The organism is Streptomyces sp. G5(2025), assembly GCF_049542075.1.
In the GTDB taxonomy this organism is placed as follows: domain Bacteria; phylum Actinomycetota; class Actinomycetes; order Streptomycetales; family Streptomycetaceae; genus Streptomyces.
In genome coordinates, this window is sequence record NZ_JBMUZT010000002.1 from 2,040,704 (window position 1) to 2,062,450 (window position 21,747).

General features: G+C 72.0%; 15 protein-coding genes and 1 pseudogene. 4 read left to right on the forward strand and 12 right to left on the reverse strand.

What is annotated here, in order from left to right; genetic code table 11:
- Nucleotides 1-171 precede the first annotated feature (171 nt).
- The 4 genes and pseudogenes from ACOBQB_RS09115 to ACOBQB_RS09130 all read right to left on the reverse strand — a co-directional run bounded on the left by ACOBQB_RS09115 (nt 172) and on the right by ACOBQB_RS09130 (nt 7,263).
- The gene (locus ACOBQB_RS09115; protein ID WP_423590229.1) at nt 172-1,617 is read right to left on the reverse strand and encodes an aldehyde dehydrogenase family protein; all 1,446 of its coding nucleotides are present in this window, start codon (nt 1,615-1,617) and stop codon (nt 172-174) included.
- Between the two features lie 755 nt (nt 1,618-2,372).
- The gene (locus tag ACOBQB_RS09120) at nt 2,373-4,085 is read right to left on the reverse strand and encodes a PucR family transcriptional regulator (RefSeq protein ID WP_423590230.1); all 1,713 of its coding nucleotides are present in this window, start codon (nt 4,083-4,085) and stop codon (nt 2,373-2,375) included.
- A gap of 250 nt (nt 4,086-4,335) precedes the next feature.
- Nucleotides 4,336-6,749: pseudogene (locus ACOBQB_RS09125) on the reverse strand (ATP/GTP-binding protein).
- A gap of 103 nt (nt 6,750-6,852) precedes the next feature.
- Entirely contained in the window at nt 6,853-7,263 is a 411-nt protein-coding gene (locus ACOBQB_RS09130; RefSeq protein ID WP_423590231.1) for a VOC family protein, read from the reverse strand.
- Between the two features lie 290 nt (nt 7,264-7,553).
- On the opposite strand from ACOBQB_RS09130, the gene gabT reads away from it, so the two are divergent.
- A complete protein-coding gene (gabT, locus tag ACOBQB_RS09135; protein WP_423590233.1) occupies nt 7,554-8,888 on the forward strand; it encodes a 4-aminobutyrate--2-oxoglutarate transaminase in 1,335 nt (444 codons plus the stop codon).
- 455 nt (nt 8,889-9,343) lie between these two features.
- A complete protein-coding gene (locus ACOBQB_RS09140; protein ID WP_423590235.1) occupies nt 9,344-9,868 on the forward strand; it encodes a phosphatase PAP2 family protein in 525 nt (174 codons plus the stop codon).
- Nucleotides 9,869-9,917: 49 nt separating this feature from the next.
- Here the strand turns inward: ACOBQB_RS09140 and ACOBQB_RS09145 are convergent, their stop codons facing one another.
- The 7 genes from ACOBQB_RS09145 to ACOBQB_RS09175 form a co-directional block, all read right to left on the reverse strand.
- Nucleotides 9,918-10,421: a hypothetical protein gene (locus ACOBQB_RS09145; RefSeq protein ID WP_423590504.1), complete on the reverse strand. Its 504-nt coding sequence runs from the start codon at nt 10,419-10,421 to the stop codon at nt 9,918-9,920.
- A gap of 229 nt (nt 10,422-10,650) precedes the next feature.
- Nucleotides 10,651-12,069, reverse strand: coding sequence for an NAD(P)/FAD-dependent oxidoreductase (locus ACOBQB_RS09150; RefSeq protein ID WP_423590237.1), 1,419 nt, complete (start codon nt 12,067-12,069; stop codon nt 10,651-10,653).
- A gap of 56 nt (nt 12,070-12,125) precedes the next feature.
- A complete protein-coding gene (locus tag ACOBQB_RS09155; protein WP_423590239.1) occupies nt 12,126-12,926 on the reverse strand; it encodes an ABC transporter permease in 801 nt (266 codons plus the stop codon).
- Nucleotides 12,926-13,858, reverse strand: a complete 933-nt coding sequence (locus ACOBQB_RS09160) for an ABC transporter permease (RefSeq protein WP_423590241.1) — start codon at nt 13,856-13,858, stop codon at nt 12,926-12,928. Before ACOBQB_RS09160 ends, ACOBQB_RS09155 begins: the two co-directional genes overlap by 1 nt.
- Nucleotides 13,855-15,024, reverse strand: a complete 1,170-nt coding sequence (locus ACOBQB_RS09165; protein WP_423590243.1) for an ABC transporter ATP-binding protein — start codon at nt 15,022-15,024, stop codon at nt 13,855-13,857. The genes ACOBQB_RS09160 and ACOBQB_RS09165 overlap by 4 nt, the downstream gene beginning before the upstream one ends.
- 124 nt (nt 15,025-15,148) lie before the next feature.
- The gene (locus ACOBQB_RS09170) at nt 15,149-16,399 is read right to left on the reverse strand and encodes a polyamine ABC transporter substrate-binding protein (RefSeq protein WP_423590245.1); all 1,251 of its coding nucleotides are present in this window, start codon (nt 16,397-16,399) and stop codon (nt 15,149-15,151) included.
- 89 nt (nt 16,400-16,488) lie between these two features.
- Nucleotides 16,489-17,991, reverse strand: a complete 1,503-nt coding sequence (locus tag ACOBQB_RS09175; RefSeq protein WP_423590247.1) for a gamma-aminobutyraldehyde dehydrogenase — start codon at nt 17,989-17,991, stop codon at nt 16,489-16,491.
- Nucleotides 17,992-18,198: 207 nt separating this feature from the next.
- Here ACOBQB_RS09175 and ACOBQB_RS09180 point away from each other — a divergent pair, with 207 nt between their 5' ends.
- Nucleotides 18,199-18,825, forward strand: a complete 627-nt coding sequence (locus tag ACOBQB_RS09180; RefSeq protein ID WP_423590249.1) for an NADAR family protein — start codon at nt 18,199-18,201, stop codon at nt 18,823-18,825.
- A gap of 582 nt (nt 18,826-19,407) precedes the next feature.
- On the opposite strand, the gene ACOBQB_RS09185 is transcribed toward ACOBQB_RS09180, so the two are convergent.
- Nucleotides 19,408-19,941: a DUF4190 domain-containing protein gene (locus ACOBQB_RS09185; protein WP_423590251.1), complete on the reverse strand. Its 534-nt coding sequence runs from the start codon at nt 19,939-19,941 to the stop codon at nt 19,408-19,410.
- A gap of 718 nt (nt 19,942-20,659) precedes the next feature.
- Here ACOBQB_RS09185 and ACOBQB_RS09190 point away from each other — a divergent pair.
- Entirely contained in the window at nt 20,660-21,733 is a 1,074-nt protein-coding gene (locus ACOBQB_RS09190; RefSeq protein ID WP_423590253.1) for an adenosine deaminase, read from the forward strand.
- Nucleotides 21,734-21,747 lie beyond the last annotated feature (14 nt).

The following is a 21,747-nucleotide window of genomic DNA, read 5'->3' on the forward strand; positions in this document are numbered from 1 at the left end:
TCGGTTACTGCCTGGTGCTACTGGATCGTTGGTACCCCATTCGTCCCGGACCCACCAGTCCTCGCGCAGCGTTCGTACGAGACGCGTCCGGCGTACGCACGAGAACGGCCGGAGCCCCCGCACAGTGGGCTCCGGCCGTTGTCCTCGGTGACGCGGCGTCTTCGTGGCGTCTTACAGGGCGAGGCCCGTCAGCACCATGACCCGCTCGTAGGTGTAGTCCTCCATCGCGTAGCGGACGCCCTCGCGGCCGACGCCGGACTGCTTGACGCCGCCGTACGGCATCTGGTCGGCGCGGTAGGACGGGGCGTCGCCGATGACCACGCCGCCGACCTCCAGGGCGCGGTGCGCGCGGAAGGCGGTCTGCAGGTCGTGCGTGAAGACGCCCGCCTGGAGGCCGTACTTGGAGTCGTTGACGGCGGCGAACGCCTCGGCCTCGCCGTCCACCTTCTTGACGGTGAGGACCGGTCCGAAGACCTCCTCGCAGGCGATGGTCACGTCGGCCGGTACGTCGGCGAGGACGGTCGGCGCGTAGGTGGCGCCGTCGCGCTTGCCGCCGGTGAGCAGCTGCGCGCCCGCCTTGACGGCCTCGTCGACCCAGGACTCCACACGCTTGGCGGCGTCCTCGTTGACCAGCGGGCCGACGTCGGTCTTCGGGTCGGAGGGGTCGCCGGTGACCTGGGCCTCGACGGCCTTGACGACGCGCGGCACCAGCCGGTCGTACACGGACGCGTCGGCGATGACCCGCTGCACGGAGATGCAGGACTGGCCGCCCTGGTAGTTCGAGAAGGTCGCGATGCGCGAGGCGGCCCAGTCCAGGTCCTCGTCGGAGGAGAAGTCGTCGAGGATGACGGCCGCGCCGTTGCCGCCCAGCTCCAGGGTGCAGTGCTTGCGCGGCACCGAGTCCATGATCGCGTAGCCGACCTTGTCGGAGCCGGTGAAGGAGATGACCGGCATCCGCTCGTCCTGGACGAGGGCGGGCATCTTGTCGTTGGCGACCGGCAGGACCGACCAGGAGCCAGCGGGCAGGTCCGTCTCGGCGAGCAGCTCGCCCAGGATCAGGCCGGACAGCGGGGTCGCCGGAGCGGGCTTCAGGATGATCGGCGCGCCGACCGCGATGGCCGGGGCGACCTTGTGCGCGCAGAGGTTCAGCGGGAAGTTGAACGGCGCGATGCCGAGGACGACGCCCTTGGGGAAGCGGCGGGTCAGGGCGAGGCGGCCCTGGCCGCCGGCGTCGGTGTCCAGGCGCTGGGCCTCGCCGCCGTTGAAGCGGCGGGCCTCCTCCGCGGCGAACCGGAAGACGGATACCGCGCGGCCGACCTCGCCGCGGGCCCACTTGATCGGCTTGCCGTTCTCGGCGGAGATGAGCTGCGCGATCTCCTCCGTGCGCTCGACGAGCCTGCGGCTCACGTGGTCGAGGGCGGCGGCGCGGGCGTGGGCCGGGGTCGCGGCGAACTCGTCGCGCACGGCGTACGCGGCGGCGACGGCCTCCTCGACCTGGGCGTCGGTCGGGACGGCCGCCTTGGCGACGAGCCGCCCGTCCCAGGGCGAGGTGACGTCGAACGTGGTCTCGCCGGTGGTCTGGCGACCGGCGAGCCAGAAGGCGTGGATGGAAGTCATGTGAATTCCCGGCCCTTCCGCGGAGGTGTGTCTGGGGGGTTCGTGGTACGTCCCTCACGGTAGGGGGAGGTGGAGTTCTTGACGTTTGTCCGGCGCGGAGTACTGGGCGAGGGGCTCGCGCCGCTTTGTACGGGGCGGGGTTTTCGTGCGGGGCGGGCTTGTGCGGGGCGGGGCCTGTGCGGGGCGGCTTGTGCGGGGTGGGGGCCTGTGCGGGCGGCGGCCTGTGCGGGGTGGGGGGCCTGTGCGGGCGGCGGCCTGTGCGGGGTGGGGGGCCTGTGCGGGGTGGCCTGGGCCGCGCCCGGGGACGCTGCGCGGCCTGTGCGGGAGCGTCTTGGCTTAGCGCGCCGTTCCCCGCGCCCCCTTCAGGGGCGCCCCAGCACGCAGGACCAACCCGCGCGGGGCGACCTGGGCCTCACCCCAGGGACGCTGCGCGGCCCGTGCGGGAGCGTCTTGGCTTAGCGCGCCGTTCCCCGCGCCCCCTTCAGGGGCGCCCCAGCACGCAGGACCAACCCGCGCGGGGCAGCCTGGGCCTCACCCCGGGGACGCTGCGCGGCCTGTGCGGGAGCGTCGTGGCTGAGCGCGCCGTTCCCCGCGCCCCCTTCAGGGGGCGCCCCAGCACGCAGGACCAACCCGCGCGGGGCGACCTGGGCCTCACCCTCAGGGACGCTGCGCGGCCCGTGCGGGAGCGTCGTGGCTGAACGCGCCGTTCCCCGCGTCCCTTCAGGGCGGGCGTCCTGCCCCGAAGGGGCGCGGCCTCAGTCCGTTCCCGTTGATGTCGCCTTCAGGGACAGCCACAGCTCCATGCGGACGTCCGGGTCGTCCAGGGAGCGGCCGAGGATCTCCTCCACCCGGCGCATGCGGTACCGCAGTGTGTGCCGGTGGACGCCGAGGTCCGCTGCCGCCGCGTCCCACTGGCCGTGTCGGGAGAGCCAGGCGCGCAGTGAGGCGACGAGGTCGCCGCGGCCGGTCGCGTCGTGCTCGTGCAGCGCCCGCAGCAGCCCGTCCGCGAAGGCCCGCACCGCGTCGTCCGCGAGCAGCGGGAGCACGGACCCGGCGGCCAGTTCCTCGTGCTCGACCAGGGCCCGGCCGCGGCGCCGCGCGACGGACAGCGCCTGCTCGGCCTGCTTGTACGCGGTGGCCGCGGCGATCGGCCCGGCCGGTGCGGACAGGCCCATCACCAGCTCCGCCTCCTCGCCGGACGCCGTGGCCTCGCGCCCCGCGGTGCCCCGACCGGCCTCCAGGGCCGCGGCGTACTGCGCGCAGGCCCGTACCCCGGCGCCGCCGTCCACGACGAGCAGCACCAGCCGCTCCCCGTACGGGACCACGAGCAGCGCCTCGCCGGAGCGCGCCGCGGCGGCCTCGACGACGTCCACGAGGCCGCTGAGCGGATCGCCGCCGCCCGAGGCGTCGGCCACCACGGCGAGCACCGCGGCCGGAGCCGGGGTCGCGGCCTGTGCCGGAGCGCCGGCCTTGTCGCCGCTCTCCTCGGTGCCCGCCGCCGCGCCCGCCCGCACCCGGGCCGCCGACGCGGAGGCCACCTCGGCGACGACGAGCCGGAAGGGGGCGTCCAGGAGGCTGCCGTAGAGGTCCCCGGCGACGGTCCGCGCGTGGTCGGGCTCCCCGGCGAGCAGCATCCGCAGCACGGCGGCGCCGATCCGCTGTTCGGCGGCGTGCAGCGAACGCGACCGCTCGGTGGTGAGCGTCAGGAGCGCGATCGCGGAGTGCACCGCGTACCGCTCGGCGGTGCCGAGGGTGGACGCCGTGCCGACCGCGAGCGCGGCGCGCGGCCTGCGGCCGGTGCCGAGGGAGTGCAGCTCCACGCGGTCCTCGGCGCCCGCGACGACCGAGCTGGCGGGCGCGGGCCGCTCCCTCAGGCGTTCGACGTCGGCGGTGAGCCGGGCGGCCCGGCGGGTGGCCCACTCCGGTGCGGTGGCGACGACGGCGCCGGACGCGTCGTACAGCGCGGCCCAGCCGTCGACCTGTCCGGCGAGCGCGAGCAGCAGGCCTTCGGGCCCGTCGCTCAGCGCCTGTCTGGTCAGCTCGCGCTGGGCGGAGAACCCGGCGGTCACCGCGCGGTACTGCTCCTCCGCGATGGCGGCGGAGACGGCCTTGCTGATGGCGAGGAACGGTGTGCGCCGCGGCACCTCGATGAGCGGGAACTCCGCCTCGGTGGCGGCGTCCAGGAGGGCTTTGGGGATGTCGGGGTAGTGGACGCCGACGGCGAAGCCGAGGCCCACGACGCCGGCGCCCGCGAGCCGTTTCACGTAGCGCCGCATGGCCTGCGGGTCCTCCGCGTCCAGTTTGAGCGCGGTGATCAGGAGCAGTTCGCCGCCCTCCATGTAGGGCACGGGGTCGGCGAGTTCACTGGCGTGCGCCCAGCGCACGGGGGTGTCCAGGCGCTCCTCGCCCGCACGCACGGTCAGCTTGAGCGCGGAGTGGTGGACGAGCGAGGCGAGCGTGGGCGGCATGGGACCTTCAGGTCTGCGGCAGGAGAGGCGGGCGGGTTTCCCGGCGGTCGGTCCCCGGGCCGGAGTCTCGGGGTCACAAGAGACCCTGCGGCCTGGGGCCTGGAGCCCGAGGCCCGAGACCCGGTGACCCGGGTGCCGGGAGTGGATCTTTTGGCCGGTCCGTATGAACGACCTGTGTCGATTCTGCCTCACCGTACGGTGTGGACAAGACCGGTCGCATCCCGGAACCAGGCCCGGGGACGGGGCGCCGTCAGCCGCGCAGATCCACCAGCAGCGGCGGCGCGTACTCCCCTCGTACGTCGGTGAGCGACAGCACCGCGTGCCCCGGCGGCACGCCGTGCGCCAGTTCCGACGCCGACCAGCGCTCGCGCTCGACCTGGCGGACGGTGACGGCGTCCCTGGTCACCGCCTTGCCGGTGGCGAGCTTGCGCAGGGCGTGCAGGGCGCGGGTCAGCGGCTGGTCCGCGAAGACCGCGTGCTCGGCGACCTCGCGGGTCTCGATCCACGCCTTGCCCCACGCCTCCGCGAAGCGTCTGCCGTCCCACGTCGAGATGCCGGAGAACGCCATACGGCAGCCGACGGTGGCGTACAGCGGTCCTTGCAGCGGTTCGGGTACGTCGCTCACGGTCCGCAGGGCGAGCACCACTCCCGCTCTCACCGACCGCAGGCGCTGCATGCCGGTGACCGTCTCGTGGGTGAGGGTGCGGGTGGCGTCGTCGAGCACCAGGCAGATGAAGTGCTCGCGGTCGCCGCGGGTGTGCGCCACGGCGTTGAACTGGGCGAGGAGGAGGCGGGTGATCAGCCGTGCCGCCTCCGCGTGGCCGCGCTCGGGCAGCTCGACGCGGACGCGCATCGGGTGGTGCACCACGGCACGCAGGGAGAAGGCGCTGTCGCTGCCCGCGCCGAAGAAGTCGGCGAACGCGGGACGGTCGAGGAGGGCGAGCCGGTCGGCGAGGGCCGGGCCGGGGTCGGTGGCGCTGCCCTGCTGGCGGACGCGCGCGTCGAGTTCGCGGCGCATCACGGCGTGCTCCTGCGAGTGGAGTGCCTGGCGCAGGTCCGCCACGGCCGCCGGTACCCCTTCGAGCAGCTCCCGCAGGACGGGGACCGAGGGGAAACGTCCGTGCGCGGCCCAGTAGGGGCCGAGCACCTGGGCCAGCGTAGTGGCCGCGCGGCGGCTGTCCATCGTCGGGAGGTCACCGACGAGCCCCTCGGCCAGGAAGGACGCCGCCTCGTCGGGGTCCGTGGTGCTCGCGTACAGGTCGAGGTCGTGCGGCGAGGCGGGGTCGCCGAGCTTGACGACGACGTCGTACGCGTCGTCCGCGCCGAGGGGGGTACCGGCCGCGCACACCGCGACCACCGCGCAGCTCCCGGTGAGCGCCTGGAGGGAGAGGGACTCGACCACCGGCCGGATGAGCCGTTCGGTCTTGCCGGTTCCGGAGGGGCCCACCGCGAGAAGCGAGGTGCCGAGCACGGCGGGGTCCAGGGCGAGGCCCACGCCGCGGCGCTCCCAGGGGTTGCGGGCCTCGGCGGCGCACCGCCCGATCCTGACCTGGCCCACGAGCAGGTCGTGGAGGGCGAGGCGGGAGGGGAGGTCCCTGGCGCCGGAAGGGTGCGTCCAGGCCGCCCCGCCCTGGCGCAGCACCGTCTCGGTGAACGAGGCGAGCCGGCCGGGGCTCTGCTGCGCCGCGGTCCACTCGCGCCGCACCCGGACGCAGTCCACGTCGTTCATGCGGCCGCCGAGCACCTCGGCGCTGAGCACGTCGGCCGCCTCGTGCCGGCCCGCCCCCGCAGCTCGGGCCACTGGGCCCGGCCCGTCGGGGCGGGCGTGGGCGGGGGCGGGGGCAGTCGCGGGTCGTGCCGCCGCCGGGCGAGGTACGTCCGCAGGAGGCCCCACCAGTCGCCGAGCCGCGCGAACGGCCACACGGCCGCCACGGTGATCAGCGTGTACAGGCCGTACGTGACGAACCCGCTCTCGAAGATTTCGTAGCCGCCGGTGCAGAGCACGAGCAGGGACATCAGGGGGGTGACGACGGGCAGCGCGTCCCAGGAGACGAGCGGGAAGGCCTCCGGCCATACGAACGCCAGCACGATCAGCGCACCGAGCGCGGCCCGCAGCGCGCGCACCGGCTGCCTCTGCCGGGCGATCACGTGCCGCAGCGCCTCGGCCCAGTTACCGAGGCGGCCGAGGCCGTACACCAGCACTCCGAAGAACGCGCCGGCCACCACCTGGAGGGCTTCCCCGCCCTGCCACACCCTCGGCCGGAGGGTGCCCGGCTCATAGAACCAGCCGTTCGGCACGACCAGCCTGACCAACGCCGTCTGATAGGGGAGGTCCCACTGCCGCCACAGGAACCAGAGGAACAGCCCGAGCACCAGCGTGATCGTCAGCCCGGCCAGCAGCGCGCGGTCCATCCGGCGCCCGTCCTGGCCCTCCGGGGGCGGTGGAACGTACCGGAACCGCCAGACCCCGGGGGCGGCCGCCGGGCGCGGCGCGTCCAGCCAGCCGGCGACGTCCGAGGCGGCCTCGGGGGGGCGGCGGGGCACCGGCGGGGCCGCGGACGGGCTGGGCGGCAGGCCGACGCCCGGGGCCGGGGGGCTGTCCGGCCTGCGCGGCACGGGCGTCACATGCGTGCCGTGCACGTCCTGCGTACCGTCGGAATCCATGATCCTTGCCCCCTGGCCTGCCGCTCTCCTGGTTCGCGGGCCAATCTAGTGCCATGGCAAGGGGAGTTCACCGGGTACGCGCCCAGGTACCTGTGGGTGCGGCTCAGCGGAGTTCCTGAACGCGGATGAGGTTGCCCGCGGGGTCGCGGAAGGCGCAGTCGCGGATGCCGTACGGCTGCTCGATCGGCTCCTGGGCGACCTCGGCGCCGTCCGCCCGGACCTTCTCGAAGGTGCCGTCGAGGTCCCGGGTGGCCAGCAGGATCCAGCCGTAGGTGCCCTTGGCCATCATCTCGGCGATGGTGCGCCGCTCGTCCTCGGTGATGCCGGGGTCGGCGGCGGGCGGCGCCAGGAGGATGGACGTGCCGGGCTGCCCGACGGGGCCGACGGTGATCCAGCGCATCGCCCCCTCCCCCACATCGCCGCGGACTTCCATGCCGAGGGTGTCGCGGTAGAAGGCCAGGGAGGCGTCCGGGTCGTCGTGCGGGAGGGCCGTGGTGTGAATGGTGAGGTCCATGACGATCAGGCTAGGCAGCGCTCCCGGCCCGCGCTTGTCGATTCCTGACCGATGGCGGTCCCGATGTGCTGATGGCGGCTCCTGTCCGGCCGCGGGGCCCTGCTATGTCCATCACGGACAACCGCCGCGCCGAACAACTCCCCCGTGGAGCATGCCCGCGTCCCCGCCTCGCCCCTAACCTGCGAAGAAAGCAGAGATACGCCCGGAAGACGGCGTCCCGGACGCTCCTCGTGGCCGCCGGCGTCCCGCGGTCACCGATCCACCCAAGACCCCACCCCCAGGAGTCCCCCATGAGCGCACTTCCGCAGGAGCGTCGCCTCGTCACCGCCATCCCCGGTCCGAAGTCGCAGGAGCTTCAGGCCCGCCGCACCGCCGTGGTGGCCGGTGGCGTGGGCTCCGTGCTGCCCGTCTTCACCGCCCGCGCGGGCGGCGGCATCATCGAGGACGTCGACGGCAACCGGCTGATCGACTTCGGCTCCGGCATCGCCGTGACGTCCGTCGGCGCCTCCGCCGAGGCCGTGGTGCGCCGGGCCTCCGCCCAGCTCCAGGACTTCACGCACACCTGTTTCATGGTCACGCCGTACGAGGGTTACGTGGCCGTCGCCGAGGCGCTCGCCGAGCTGACGCCGGGCGACCACGAGAAGAAGTCGGCGCTGTTCAACTCCGGTGCCGAGGCCGTCGAGAACGCCGTCAAGATCGCCCGCGCGTACACCAAGCGTCAGGCCGTCGTCGTCTTCGACCACGGCTACCACGGCCGTACGAACCTCACGATGGCGCTGACCGCCAAGAACATGCCGTACAAGCACGGCTTCGGCCCGTTCGCCCCCGAGGTCTACCGCGTCCCGGTCGCGTACGGCTACCGCTGGCCGACCGGCGCCGAGAACGCCGGTCCCGAGGCCGCCAAGCAGGCCATCGACCAGATCACCAAGCAGGTCGGCGCGGAGAACGTCGCCGCGATCATCATCGAGCCGGTGCTCGGCGAGGGCGGCTTCATCGAGCCCGCCAAGGGCTTCCTGCCCGAGATCGTGAAGTTCGCCAACGACAACGGCATCGTCTTCGTGGCGGACGAGATCCAGTCCGGCTTCTGCCGCACCGGCCAGTGGTTCGCCTGTGAGGACGAGGGCATCGTCCCGGACCTGATCACCACGGCCAAGGGCATCGCGGGCGGCCTGCCGCTCGCCGCCGTCACGGGCCGCGCGGAGATCATGGACGCCCCGCACGCGGGCGGCCTCGGCGGCACCTACGGCGGCAACCCGGTGGCCTGCGCCGGTGCGCTCGGCGCCATCGAGACCATGAAGGAGCTCGACCTCAACGCCAAGGCGAAGAGCATCGAGGCCACCATGAAGGCCCGCCTGGGCGCCATGGCCGAGAAGTTCGACATCATCGGCGACATCCGTGGCCGCGGCGCGATGATCGCCATCGAGCTGGTCAAGGACCGTACGACCAAGGAGCCGAACCCGGAGGCCACCGCGGCCCTGGCCAAGGCCTGCCACGCGGAGGGCCTGCTGGTCCTGACTTGCGGCACGTACGGCAACGTCCTGCGCTTCCTGCCGCCGCTGGTCATCGGCGACGACCTGCTGAACGAGGGCCTGGACATCATCGAGGGCGCCTTCGCGGGCGTCTGAGTCCACTGGGCCTCGTGCGGTGACCGTGGGGGCATGTGAAGAAGGTGTGCGGGCCCCATGACAGGTTGCCGATGTGCCTGTCGGCCCGCCACCGCCTTGCCGTACGGTTTCCGCAGATGAGAGAGACACCCCGCCCACAGGGGACTGTGGGCGACACCAGGGCGGAGCCTCCCCAGCCCCGTCTTGGTCGTGCCTTCGCGCACGCACCTGGAGCTTCCGGCTCCGGAACTCCTCACCGATCGGATGGCCGCCCGCCCCAAACCCCCCGGGGCGCGCGGCGACCCGGTCCTTTCGGCCGCCTCGGAACCACCCCCCCTGTTCCGAGGCGGCCGCCTCTTTTCCGCCCGCTCTCCCTGTGCTGCGCCCTGTGCGCGCTGCTGTTCGCGCTCCTCACCTGGCAGATCGTCGCCGTCGGCCCGCTGCGGCGCGCCGACGAGCGGGCCGGGCGGGCGACCGTGGGCAGCCCTTTCCCGGAGCGCGCCGCGGAGTTCCTCGCCGACCTCGGCAACCTCTGCGTCGCCGTGCCGGTCCTCGGGGTCGTCCTCGCGTACACCGTTTGGCACAGCCGCCGGGCCGGGGTGTCCAACTGGTGGCCGGCGCCGCTGGCCGCCGCCGTCACCATGGCCGCGGTGCCCGCGCTCGTCGTGCCGCTCAAGGCGGCCGTGGACCGGCCGGGGCCGCCGGGCATGGCCGGGCACGACGGCTTCTATCCCTCGGGGCACGCGGCGACGGCCGCCGTCGCCTATGGAGCGGCCGCGCTGCTGGTGCTGCCGCTGCTGCGGCGCGCGTACGGCCGACGTGTACTGCTCATCGGCTGCGTCGTGGTGAACGTGGCCGTCGGCTTCGGTCTCGTGCGGCGCGGATACCACTGGCCGCTGGACGTGGTGGCTTCCTGGCTGCTGTGCGGGATGCTGCTGATGGCCATGGCGGCGGTGGTCGGGCGGTACGGGTGGTACGGGAGGGAGCGGGGCCGGGAGTAGCGGCCCTCGGCCTCCTCCGGGCGTGGCGTACGCGCACACGGCTCCGGCGTCACTCCCCGCGCACCTGGCGCTCCAGCCCCTCCTCCCCCTCCCGCGCCAGCCCCGCGGCCGCCTCGTGCATGGCCAGTTCGAGCAGCGCCGGGTCGGTCAGCGTGCCGTGGCCGTCCGGCGGGATCAGCCAGCGGACGCCGCCGTTCACCCGCCCGGGGTAGGGCACGACGATCCAGGTGCCGCGGCCCGCGCCGCGTACGCCCGTGCCCAGCCAGCGGGCGGCCGTGCCCGCGGGCACGAAGAAGCCCGTGCGCGCGTCCCCGAAGTCGGCGAGCACCGGGCCGGGGCGGTCGACGCAGCGGGACAGCACGTCGAGCGTGGGGCAGCCCAGCTCACCGGGGAGGATCAGCACGTCCCAGCGGCGGCCCGCCGGCAGGAGCGCGACCCCGAACGGATTGCGCTCCCACTCCCAGCGGCAGGCGTCCGGGTCCGGCGCCACCGACACGAGCCACTCGACCGCCGACTGCGCCCTGGGGCCGCCCGCGCCACCCGTGCCATTCATGCCACCCGTGCCGCCCATGCCGCCCGTATCACCCGAGCCACCCGTGCCTGTCATTGGCTGGACCTCCTTTTCCCCGTGTAACGACCGCGCGTGTCACAGGTGAGAGGGATCCGGGGGCCGGGCATTACGCGTGATCGGCCACCTGGCGGTGGTGCGGCGGCACTTCGGGCGGCGGGGGCGTACGCCGGTTCAACTGTTCCGCTGTTCAGCTGTTCAGCTGTTCAGCTGTTCAGCTGTCGAAGCCGAGGCCCAGCTTGTCCATCGTCTTCAGCCAGAGGTTCCGCTTGCCGCCGTTGGCGTCGGACCGGGCGAGCGACCACTTGGTCAGCGCGACGCCCGTCCAGGCGAACGGCTCCGGCGGGAACGGCAGCGGCTTCGTGCGGACCATCTCCAGGCCCGTTCGCTCCGTGCGCTCCCCGGAGAGCAGGTCCAGCATCACGTCGGCCCCGAACCGCGTGGCCCCGACACCGAGCCCGGTGTATCCGGCCGCGTAGGCGACGCGGCCCTTGTGCGCCGTGCCGAAGAACGCCGAGAAGCGCGAGCAGGTGTCGATCGCGCCGCCCCACGCGTGCGTGAAGCGGACCCCCTCCAGCTGCGGGAAGCAGGTGAAGAAGTGCCCGGCGAGCTTCGCGTACGTCTCGGGGCGGTGGTCGTACTCGGCGCGGACCTTCCCGCCGAACGGGTAGATCGCGTCGTAACCGCCCCACAGGATGCGGTTGTCGGCGGAGAGCCGGAAGTAGTGGAACTGGTTCGCGCTGTCGCCGAGCCCCTGCCGGTTGCGCCAGCCGATCGCGGCGAGCTGGTCGTCGCTCAGCGGCTCGGTCATCAGCGCGTAGTCGTAGACCGGCACGGTGTACGCGCGGACGCGCTTGACCAGCGACGGGAAAATGTTCGTGGCGAGCGCCACCTGGCCGGCGAAGACCCGGCCGTACGGCGTGCGGACGGCCATCCCGGCGCCGGCGGAGGCCAGCTCCAGGGCGGGCGTGTGTTCGTAGATGCGTACGCCCTTCTCCAGGCAGGCCCGCTTCAGGCCCCACGCCAGCTTCGCCGGGTGCAGCATGGCGACGCCGTCGCGGTCCCAGAGGCCGCCGAGGAAGGTGGGCGAGTCGACCTGCTCGCGCACGGCGTCCGCGTCGAGGAGTTCGGAGTTCCCGGCGAGGCCGTGGGCCGCCATCTCCTCGTACATCTCGCGCAGTTCGGCCACTTGGTGCGGCTCGGTGGCGACGTCGATCTCGCCGGTGCGCTCGAAGTCGCAGTCGATGGAGTAGCGCTTGACGGCCGCCTCGATCTCGTCGAGGTTGCGGGCGCCGAGCTCCTCCAGCTTCTCGATCTCGCCGGGCCAGCGGGACAGGCCGTTGGCGATGCCGTGCGTCAGGGAGGCGGCGCAGAAGCCGCCGTTGCGGCCGGAAGCGGCCCAGCCCGCCTCGCGGCCCTCGACGAGGACCACCTCGCGGTGCGGGTCGCGCTCCTTGGCCAGGAGCGCGGTCCACAGGCCGCTGTAGCCGCCGCCGACGACGAGCAGGTCGCACCGGTCGTCGCCGGTGAGGGCGGGCTCGGGGGCGGGCCTGCCCGGGTCGTCCAGCCAGTACGGGACCGGCTGGGCCTCGGAGAGGGACTTGGTCCAACGGGTCATGGCGCTTGGGGCCATGATTTCCACTCCTTCAGAGAACAGTAGAGGCGCTGCGGGACTGGCTGCCTGAAGCGCTATTTCGCTTGCTTGTTGCGGCGTTTGCCGACGAGCATTCCGGCGAGCACCAGGATCACGGCCACGAGGAACATCGCCGTACCGATCACATTGATCTGAACGGGCGTGCCCCGCTGTGCCGATCCCCAGACGAACATGGGGAATGTCACGGTCGAGCCCGCGTTGAAATTCGTGATGATGAAATCGTCGAAGGAGAGCGCGAAGGCGAGCAGCGCGCCCGCCGCGATGCCCGGTGCGGCGATCGGCAGCGTGACCCTCAGGAAGGTCTGCACGGGACCGGCGTAGAGGTCCTGCGCGGCCTGTTCCAGGCGGGGGTCCATTGACATGACGCGCGCCTTGACGGCGGTCACCACGAAGCTGAGGCAGAACATGATGTGGGCGATGAGGACCGTCCAGAAGCCCAGCTGCGCGCCCATGTTGAGGAAGAGCGTGAGCAGCGAGGCGGCCATGACGACCTCGGGCATCGCCATCGGCAGGAAGATCAGCGAGTTGATCGCGCCGCGCGCCCGGAAGCGGTAGCGCACCAGCGCGAAGGCGATCATCGTGCCGAGTACGGTCGCGCCGATCGTCGCCCAGGTGGCGATCTGGAGGCTCAGTGAGAGCGACCCGCACATGTCGGCGACGCCGCACGGGTCCTGCCAGGCGTCCGTCGAGAACTCCTGCCAGGAGTAATTGAAGCGCCCCTTCGGCTTGTTGAAGGAGAAGACCGTCACGACGACGTTCGGCAGGAGCAGATAGGCGAGCGTCAGCAGGCCCGCGATGACGACGAGATTGCGCCGCAGCCAGCGTACAAAGGCCATCAGACCAAGTCCTCCGTCCCCGACTTGCGGATGTAGAAGGTCACCATGAAGAGGATGGCGGCCATGAGGATGAAGGAGAGGGCCGCCGCCGTCGGATAGTCCAGGACGCGCAGGAACTGCGTCTGGATGACGTTGCCGACCATGCGGGTGTCGGTCGAGCCGAGCAGGTCCGCGTTGACGTAGTCGCCCGCCGCCGGGATGAAGGTCAGCAGCGTGCCGGAGACGACGCCCGGCATGGAGAGCGGGAACGTCACCTTGCGGAAGGTGGTCGACGGCTTGGCGTACAGGTCGCCGGCGGCCTCGTGGAGCCGCCCGTCGATGCGCTCCAGCGAGGTGTAGAGCGGCAGGATCATGAACGGCAGGAAGTTGTACGTGAGTCCGCAGATCACCGCGAGCGGTGTCGCGAGGACCCGGTCGCCCGCCGTGACGCCGAGCCAGCTGGTGACGTCCAGGACGTGCAGGGAGTTCAGGGCGCCCACGACGGGGCCGCCGTCCGCGAGGATCGTCTTCCACGCCAGCGTACGGATGAGGAAGCTGGTGAAGAACGGCGCGATGACCAGGACGAGGATGATGCCCCGCCAGCGGCCCGCGCGGAACGCGATGAGGTACGCGAGCGGGTAGCCGAGCAGCAGGCACAGGATCGTGGCGGCGCCGGCGTAGAGCACCGAGCGCAGGAACTGCGGCCAGTAGTCGGTGAGCGCGTCCCAGTACGTGGCGAAGTGCCAGGTGACCTTGAAGCCTTCTTCGAGGGAACCCGTCTGGACGGATGTCGAGGCCTGGTAGACCAGCGGCAGCGCGAAGAAGACGACGAGCCAGAGCAGGCCGGGGAGCAGCAGCCAGTAGGGGACGAGGCGGCCGCGTTTGCGGGGCTCGCGGGGCGCGGGACCCTCGGGCCCTTTTGTGGGTGGCGCTTCGGTGAGAGTCGTCGTCATGCGGAGGCGTCCTCCTCGACCTTGGAGGCGCCCGCCTCGATGTCCTGGGCGGCGTCGAGGGCGAAGGTGTGCGCGGGGTTCCAGTGCAGGACGACCTCGGCGCCCGGGGTGAGGCGGCCGTCGCGCTCGATGTTCTGCGCGTACACCTCGAAGGAGGGGCAGACCGGGCTGTGCACGACGTACTGCGTGGAGACGCCGATGAAGCTGCTGTCGGCTATCCGGCCCGTGATGCGGTTGCGCCCCTCGGGAATCCGCCCCGCGTCGTCGGCGTGCGCGAGGGAGATCTTCTCGGGGCGTACCCCGACCAGGACCTTGGCGCCGGCCGTGGTGGGGCCGGTACAGCGGGCGGTGGGCAGCGTCAGCTTGCAGTCGCCGGCCTTGACGACGAGGTCGTCGCCGCTCTTCGCGGCGCCCCCTTGGACCTCGGCCTCGATGAAGTTGGAGGTGCCGAGGAAGTTGGCGACGAACGTGGTGCGCGGGTTCTCGTAGAGGTCGGCGGGTGCGCCGAGCTGTTCGACGCGGCCGCCGTTCATCACGGCCACGGTGTCGGCCATCGTCATGGCCTCCTCCTGGTCGTGCGTGACGTGTACGAAGGTGATGCCGACCTCGGTCTGGATGCGCTTGAGCTCCAGCTGCATCTGGCGGCGCAGCTTGAGGTCGAGGGCGCCGAGCGGCTCGTCGAGGAGGAGCACCTTGGGGTGGTTGATCAACGCGCGGGCCACGGCGACGCGCTGCTGCTGGCCGCCGGAGAGCTGGTGCGGCTTCTTGCGCGCCTGCTCGCCGAGCTGGACGAGGTCGAGCATTTCGCCGACCTGGCCCTTCACGGACTTGATGCCGCGCCGGCGCAGGCCGAAGGCGACGTTCTCGAAGATGTCCAGGTGCGGGAAGAGCGCGTACGACTGGAAGACGGTGTTCACGGGCCGCTTGTACGGCGGCAGGGACGTGACGTCCTGGTCGCCGAGGTGGACGGTGCCTGAGCTGGGTTCCTCCAGGCCCGCGATCATGCGCAGCGTGGTGGTCTTCCCGCAGCCGGAGGCGCCGAGCAGCGCGAAGAAGGAGCCCTGCGGCACGGTGAGGTCGAGCGGGTGCACGGCGGTGAAGGAGCCGTACGTCTTGCTGATCCCGGTGAGACGGACGTCGCCGCGGGTTTCTTTGGCAGTGGTCATAGGTGGGTCCAGGAGAAGTAGAGGGGGAACGGAGGCGCCCCTGAAAGGGGCGCGGGGAACTGCGCGACCAGCCACAACGGACCCGCAGCTTCTAGTGGCCGCAGCCCAGCGCGGCGGCACCGCGCTACACGCCGGTCAGCTTCGCGAACTTCTCTTCGTACGCGGTCTCTTCCTTCGGTGTCAGCGACCGGAACGCGCGTGACTTCTCCTTCATCTCCTTGTCGGGGATGATCAACGGGTTCGACGCCGCGTCCTTGTCGATCTTCGCGAGCTCGCCCCGCACCCCGTCCGCCGGACACACGTAGTTGATGTACGCAGCGAGGCGCGCCGCGGGCTCCGGCTCGTAGTAGTAGTCGATGAGGCGCTCGGCGTTGCTCTTGTGCCGTGCCTTGTTGGGGACCAGCAGGTTGTCCGTGGACGTGATGTAGCCCTGGTCCGGGATGTGGAAGTCGATGTCCGGGTTGTCGGCCTGCAACTGCACGATGTCGCCGGCCCAGCCGAGGCAGGCGGCGATGTCGCCCTTGGCGAGGTCCGAGGTGTAGTCGTTGCCGGTGAAGCGGCGGACCTGCTTCCTGTCGACGGCCTTCTGGAGGCGGGCGATGGCCGCGTCGAAGTCGTCGTCGGTGAAGTCCCCGGGGTCCTTGCCCATGTCGATGAGCGTCATGCCGACGGTGTCGCGCATCTCGGAGAGGAACCCGACCCGGCCCTTCAGCTTGGGGTCCTCAAGGAGCTGCGACACCGAGGTGATCTTCTTCCCGCCGGTCGCCTTCTTGTTGTACGCGATGACGGTGGAGATGCCGGTCCAGGGGTACGAGTAGGCCCGGCCCGGGTCCCAGTCGGGGTCGCGGAACTGGGTCGACAGGTTGGTGTACGCGTGCGGCAGGTTGGCCGGGTCCAGTTTCTGGACCCACCCGAAACGGATCAGCCGTGCGGCGAGCCAGTCCGTGACGCAGATGAGGTCGCGTCCGGTCTCCTGGCCCGCGGCGAGCTGCGGCTTGATCTTCCCGAAGAACTCGACGTTGTCGTTGATGTCCTCGGTGTACTTGACGCTGATCCCGGTACGTTTCGTGAACGCCTCCAGGGTCGGCCGCCTGTTCTCGTCCTTCTCGTCGACGTCCATGTACTCGGTCCAGTTGGAGAAGGTGATCCGCTTCTCCTTGGCCGAGTGGTCGTCGGACGAGACCTCGCCCTGGCTCTTGCCGGCCGCGGGGATGCCGCAGGCGCTCAGGGCACCGAGTCCACCGACGGCGAGCGCGCCGCCGGTGGAAGCACGCAGCAGGGAACGGCGGGTCAGAGATCCCCTGCCGCTCCGCAGACTGCGGTGCATGGCCGCCAGTTGGGCCGGGGACAGCGGGTCGGGCTCGTACTGCTCCATGCGCGTGGTTGCCCTTTCGGGAGGAAGGCGGCCGCTGGTCGGGCGGCCTGTGACGACGTGGCGACGTGGCCGGCTACGCGGCCACGTGCCTACCGGTCCCCGAAGATCGTGCGGTGCCAGTACTTGCGGACCACCGCGGTGTTGTCGAACATGACGTGCTTGACCTGCGTGTATTCCTCGAAAGAGTACGTGGACATGTCCTTTCCGTAGCCCGACGCCTTGTAGCCGCCGTGCGGCATCTCGCTGAGGATCGGGATGTGGTCGTTGACCCACACGCACCCGGCCTTGATCTCGCGGGTCGCGCGGTTGGCGCGGAACACGTCGCGGCTCCAGGCGGAGGCGGCGAGTCCGTAGGGGGTGTCGTTGGCGAGCCGGATGCCCTCGTCGTCGCTGTCGAAGGGCAGGACGACGAGCACGGGCCCGAAGATCTCGGACTGCACGATCTCGCTGTCCTGCGCCGCGTCCGTGATGAGGGTGGGCTTGTAGAAGGCGCCCGGGTGCGTGAGCGCCTCGCCGCCGGTCACCACGCGCGCGTAGGAGCGTGCCCGGTCGACGAAACCGGCGACGCGGTCACGGTGGACGTGCGAGATGAGCGGCCCCATGTCGGTGCTCGCGTCGAACGGGTCGCCGAGCCGCACGCTCTCCATGAGGTCGGCGACGCCCTGCACGAAGGCGTCGTACAGCGGACGCTGGACGTACGCGCGCGTGGCGGCCGTGCAGTCCTGCCCGGAGTTGATGAGCGCTCCGGCGACCGCGCCGTGCACGGCGGCGTCGAGGTCGGCGTCGTCGAAGACCACGAAGGGCGCCTTGCCGCCGAGCTCCAGGTGGAGCCGCTTGACGGTGGCGGTGGCGATCTCGGCGACGCGCTTGCCGACGCCGGTGGACCCGGTGAAGGAGGTCATCGCGACGTCCGGGTGCCCGACGAGATGCTCACCCGCGTCCCGGCCCGCGCCGGAGACGATGTTGACGACGCCGTCCGGGATACCGGCCTCGGTGGCGGCCTGTGCGAAGAGCAGGGAGGTGAAGGGGGTCAGCTCGGCGGGCTTGAGGACGATGGTGTTGCCGGCCGCGATCGCCGGGAGCACCTTCCAGGCGGCCATCTGGAGGGGGTAGTTCCAGGGCGCGATGGACCCGACGACACCGATGGGCTCACGGCGTACGTACGAGGTGTGGTCCCCGGTGTACTCACCGGCCGACTGGCCCTGGAGGTGCCGGGCGGCGCCCGCGAAGAAGGCGGTGTTGTCGACGGTGCCGGGCACGTCGAACTCCAGGCTGAGCTTGATCGGCTTGCCGCACTGCAACGACTCGGCCCGCGCGAACTCCTCGGCACGCTCGGCCAGTACGCCGGCGAAGCGGTGCATGGCGTCGGAGCGCTCACCCGGGGTGGCACCGGCCCAGCCGGGGAACGCCTCGGCGGCGGCCGCGACGGCGGCGTCGACGTCGTCCCTTCCGGCGAGTTCGTACGAGTAGACCTCGTCGGCGGTGGCGGGGTCCACGACTGTGTGGTTCCGGCCGGAGGTCCCCTTGGTCAGGCGCCCGGCGATGTACTGCGCGCCGTCCGCGAAATGGTCCTGCGCCTGGAAGTTGTGCATGACGCTCTCCTCCGCCACCCGCCCCGTCCCGCGGAGGCCGGCGTAGCTCCAGATCGATTTGAGTGCCGATCCTGACAGAGCACTACAGGTCCAACAAGTGATTCCGTTGTTGCCTTTTGGTTACGCGACGGAATCTGTCGACCAGGTGTCGAGTCGTCCCGGAAAACCCAGGACGGAGTGTCAGTGGTGCGTGCCAGACTCGCGTGCATGACGAAGATCGACATCGACAGGGAGACGGAGATCGACGGGAAGACCGAGGGAGAGACCGAGAGGGAGCCCGAGGGGGAGATCGACTCGGTGGAGGCGCTGGTCGGCGCGGTGCGCGCGGGACAGCGGGTGAAGTATCTGCACTTCTGGGGGCACACCCCGCGGCGTGACGGCACGCTGGGCGCGAGCTGTCTGAGCCAGTGGTGGCCCTCGCCGTTCACCGTGGACGGCGTCACATACGCGACCGCGGAGCACTGGATGATGGCGGCCAAGGCCCGCCTCTTCGACGACGCGGACGCCGAGCGCGCGGTCCTCGCGGCGCGGACACCGGCCGAGGCGAAGAACGCGGGGCGTCTGGTGCGGGGCTTCGACGAGGCGAGATGGGCGCGGGAGCGGTTCGGGATCGTGGTCACCGGCAGCGTCCACAAGTTCACCTCGGACCCGGCCCTGCGGGATTTTCTGCTGGGCACGGGGGCGCGGGTGCTGGTGGAGGCGAGCCCGCAGGACCGGGTCTGGGGTGTCGGCCTCACGGCCGACGACCCCCGGATCCAGGACCCGGAGAAGTGGCGGGGCCCGAATCTCCTGGGCTTCGCGTTGATGGGGGCGCGGGGTCGATTGGAGGGGTGAGCCGGGCAGTCGCGGGGGTGGCGAGGCGCTGACCGCGGCCGCGCGCTCGGGCGGGGCGGTCTCGGCCGGGGGCGGCCTCAGCCGGGGTCAGCGGCCGTTGTCGTGGCGCGGGCCGGGGGCTGCCGGGGGCGGTCTCAGCTGGGGGTGGCGGCCGTTGCCACGCGGGCCGACGGCCACCAGGGGCGACCGGGCGCAGCCGGCGGCGGCCTCAGCCCGGGGCGGTGGCCGTTGTCGTCACGCGGGCCAGTGACCACCGGCGGCGGCCTCAGCCGGGGGTGGCGGCCGTCGCCACGCGGGCCGACGGCCACCGGGGGCGATCGAGGGCTGCCGGGGGCGGCCTCAGCCGGGGGCGGTGGTCGTTGTCGTCACGTGGGCCAGTGACCACCGGGGCGGTCTCAGCTGGGGGTGGCGGCCGTTGCCACGCGGGCCGACGGCCACCAGGGGCGACCGGGCGCAGCCGGCGGCGGCCTCAGCCCGGGGCGGTGGTCGTTGTCGTCACGTGGGCCAGTGACCACCGGCGGCGGCCTCAGCCGGGGGTGGCGGCCGTTGTCGTCACGCGGGCCAATGACCACCGGGGCGGTCTCAGCTGGGGGTGGCGGCCGTTGTCGTCACGCGGGCCGGGGGCTCCAGGGAGCGCGTGTCCGTCTCCTCGTCCGCCATCACGATGGTGATCACCAGCAGCGCCGCGCCCAGCGCGATGCCGACCACCCCGCAGATGATCCCCGCCAGGGCCTGCCCCCCGTTCGTCGCCTCGCCACGGCGCGCCTTCCCGCGCCCCACGGCGCCGAAGATCACCGCGAGGATGCCGAGCACGATCGCCAGCGGCCACAGGCAGAACCCGGCGGCCGCGATGATCCCGAGGACCAGTCCGGCGACGCCGATGCCGTTCGCGGGCGCCACCGGCATGGCGGGCCAGCCGTATCCGGGGTACCCCTGACCCGCGTATCCGGGGTTCCCCTGACCGGCGTATCCGGGGTACCCCGGATACCCCTGATACGCCGGGGCATAGGCGTAACCAGAGTGCCCGTGCCCGGGGTAGCCGCCGTGCGCCCCGTAACCCTCGTACGTGTAAGGCAGCTGACCCGGCCCGTCCGGCGACAACGGAGGCGGAGGCACCGGTTCCCCAGGAGCCGCGAAGGGATTACCGGCGGCGCCCGACACCCAGGCCGCCGGGGGCGAAGCCGACGGCACGCCAGGCCCTCCGGGAGGAACCGCAGGACCAGCCCCGACCCCGGCCCCGGCCCCGGAAGGAGCCGCGAAGCCTACCGGCCCGGCCGACGCCGTGAAGCGCATCCGGCCCGCCGGAGCCGCCGGGTCCATCGGACTCCCCGGGCCTGCCGGATCCGCCGGAGCCGCCGGAGCCATCCAATTCGCCGGGCCTGCCGGAGCAGCCGGACCCACCGGAGCAGCAGGGGCAGCAGGAGCAGCAGGAGCCATCCGACCCGCCGGGCTTTCGGAATCCGCCGGGCCTGCCGGGCCCTTCATACCCTCCGGATCCGCCATACCTGTCGAACCTGTCGGACCTACCGAACCCACCGACCCCTCCGACCCCGCCCCGCGCGAAGCCCACCGGCGGCGCTTGGTCGGCCGCCTCGTGTCCTCCGGCGGTGGGGCCCACGGGTCCCGTTCCTCCGGTGCGGTGTCGTCCTCGGGGTGGGGAGGTATGGCGGTCACGACGGTCACCCTCTTTCATACGTTCCGTCATGCTACGGCCCACGCTTTGAACGCGACGACCGGCGCTTCGATCGACGCTTCGACCGGCTCCTCGGCCCGCCGCCTACGATGGCTCCGACCCACCGATCAGCCGATCAAGTCCGTTCCTGGGGAGGAAACCGTGACCGAGCAGCACACCGCAGCCACGACCGACACAACAGCCGCAGCAGACCCGCACGCCTTCATCGCCGGACTGCCCAAGGCGGAACTGCACGTGCACCACGTGGGCTCGGCCTCCCCCCGCATCGTCTCCGAGCTGGCCGCCCGCCACCCCGACTCCTCCGTGCCGACGGACCCCGAGGCGCTCGCCGACTACTTCACGTTCACGGACTTCGCGCACTTCATCCAGGTCTACCTCTCCGTCGTGGACCTGATCCGCACCCCGGAAGACGTACGGCTGCTCACCTACGAGGTGGCCCGCGACATGGCGCGGCAGAACGTCCGCTACGCCGAGCTGACCCTCACCCCGTACTCCTCGGTGCGCCGCGGCATCGACGACCGTGCCTTCATGGACGCCATCGAGGACGCCCGCAAGGCCGCGGAGGACGAGTTCGGCACCGTACTGCGCTGGTGCTTCGACATCCCGGGCGAGGCCGGGATCGTGTCGGCAGAGGAGACGCTCCGGCTCGCCACCAGCGAGAAGCTGCGCCCCGAGGGTCTCGTCTCCTTCGGCCTCGGCGGCCCCGAGATCGGCGTGCCGCGCCCGCAGTTCAAGCCCTACTTCGACCAGGCCATCGCGGCCGGCCTGCACTCCGTGCCGCACGCGGGCGAGACCACCGGCCCCGAGACGGTCTGGGACGCCTTGGTCCACCTCGGCGCCGAACGCATCGGCCACGGCACCACCTCCGCCCAGGACCCGAAGCTGCTCGCCCACCTCGCCGAGCACCGCATCCCGCTGGAGGTCTGCCCGACCTCGAACATCGCGACACGCGCGGTGCGCACCCTCGATGAGCACCCCATCAGGCAGTTCGTCGAGGCGGGGGTCGTGGTCACGATCAACTCCGACGACCCGCCGATGTTCGGCACCGACCTGAACAGCGAATACGCGGTCGCCGCCCGCCTCCTGGGCCTCGATGAGCGCGGCATCGCCGCCCTCGCGAAGAACGCCGTGGAGGCGTCCTTCCTCGACCCGGCCGGCAAGGCCCGGATCGCCGCCGAGATCGACACGTACACGGAGACGTGGCTCGCCCCCTGACCCGGCACCACAAT

What these genes read in the sequence shown, in the direction of transcription:
- ACOBQB_RS09145 (WP_423590504.1), bottom strand. Translation starts at nt 10,421, where the DNA reads ATGAATGGCACGGGTGGCGCGGGCGGCCCCAGGGCGCAGTCGGCGGTC.
- ACOBQB_RS09180 (WP_423590249.1), top strand. Translation starts at nt 18,199, where the DNA reads ATGACGAAGATCGACATCGACAGGGAGACGGAGATCGACGGGAAGACC.
- ACOBQB_RS09175 (WP_423590247.1), bottom strand. Translation starts at nt 17,991, where the DNA reads ATGCACAACTTCCAGGCGCAGGACCATTTCGCGGACGGCGCGCAGTAC.
- ACOBQB_RS09120 (WP_423590230.1), bottom strand. Translation starts at nt 4,085, where the DNA reads ATGCCGCCCACGCTCGCCTCGCTCGTCCACCACTCCGCGCTCAAGCTG.
- ACOBQB_RS09130 (WP_423590231.1), bottom strand. Translation starts at nt 7,263, where the DNA reads ATGGACCTCACCATTCACACCACGGCCCTCCCGCACGACGACCCGGAC.
- ACOBQB_RS09165 (WP_423590243.1), bottom strand. Translation starts at nt 15,024, where the DNA reads ATGACCACTGCCAAAGAAACCCGCGGCGACGTCCGTCTCACCGGGATC.
- gabT (WP_423590233.1), top strand. Translation starts at nt 7,554, where the DNA reads ATGAGCGCACTTCCGCAGGAGCGTCGCCTCGTCACCGCCATCCCCGGT.
- ACOBQB_RS09115 (WP_423590229.1), bottom strand. Translation starts at nt 1,617, where the DNA reads ATGACTTCCATCCACGCCTTCTGGCTCGCCGGTCGCCAGACCACCGGC.
- ACOBQB_RS09155 (WP_423590239.1), bottom strand. Translation starts at nt 12,926, where the DNA reads ATGGCCTTTGTACGCTGGCTGCGGCGCAATCTCGTCGTCATCGCGGGC.
- ACOBQB_RS09160 (WP_423590241.1), bottom strand. Translation starts at nt 13,858, where the DNA reads ATGACGACGACTCTCACCGAAGCGCCACCCACAAAAGGGCCCGAGGGT.
- ACOBQB_RS09150 (WP_423590237.1), bottom strand. Translation starts at nt 12,069, where the DNA reads ATGGCCCCAAGCGCCATGACCCGTTGGACCAAGTCCCTCTCCGAGGCC.
- ACOBQB_RS09170 (WP_423590245.1), bottom strand. Translation starts at nt 16,399, where the DNA reads ATGGAGCAGTACGAGCCCGACCCGCTGTCCCCGGCCCAACTGGCGGCC.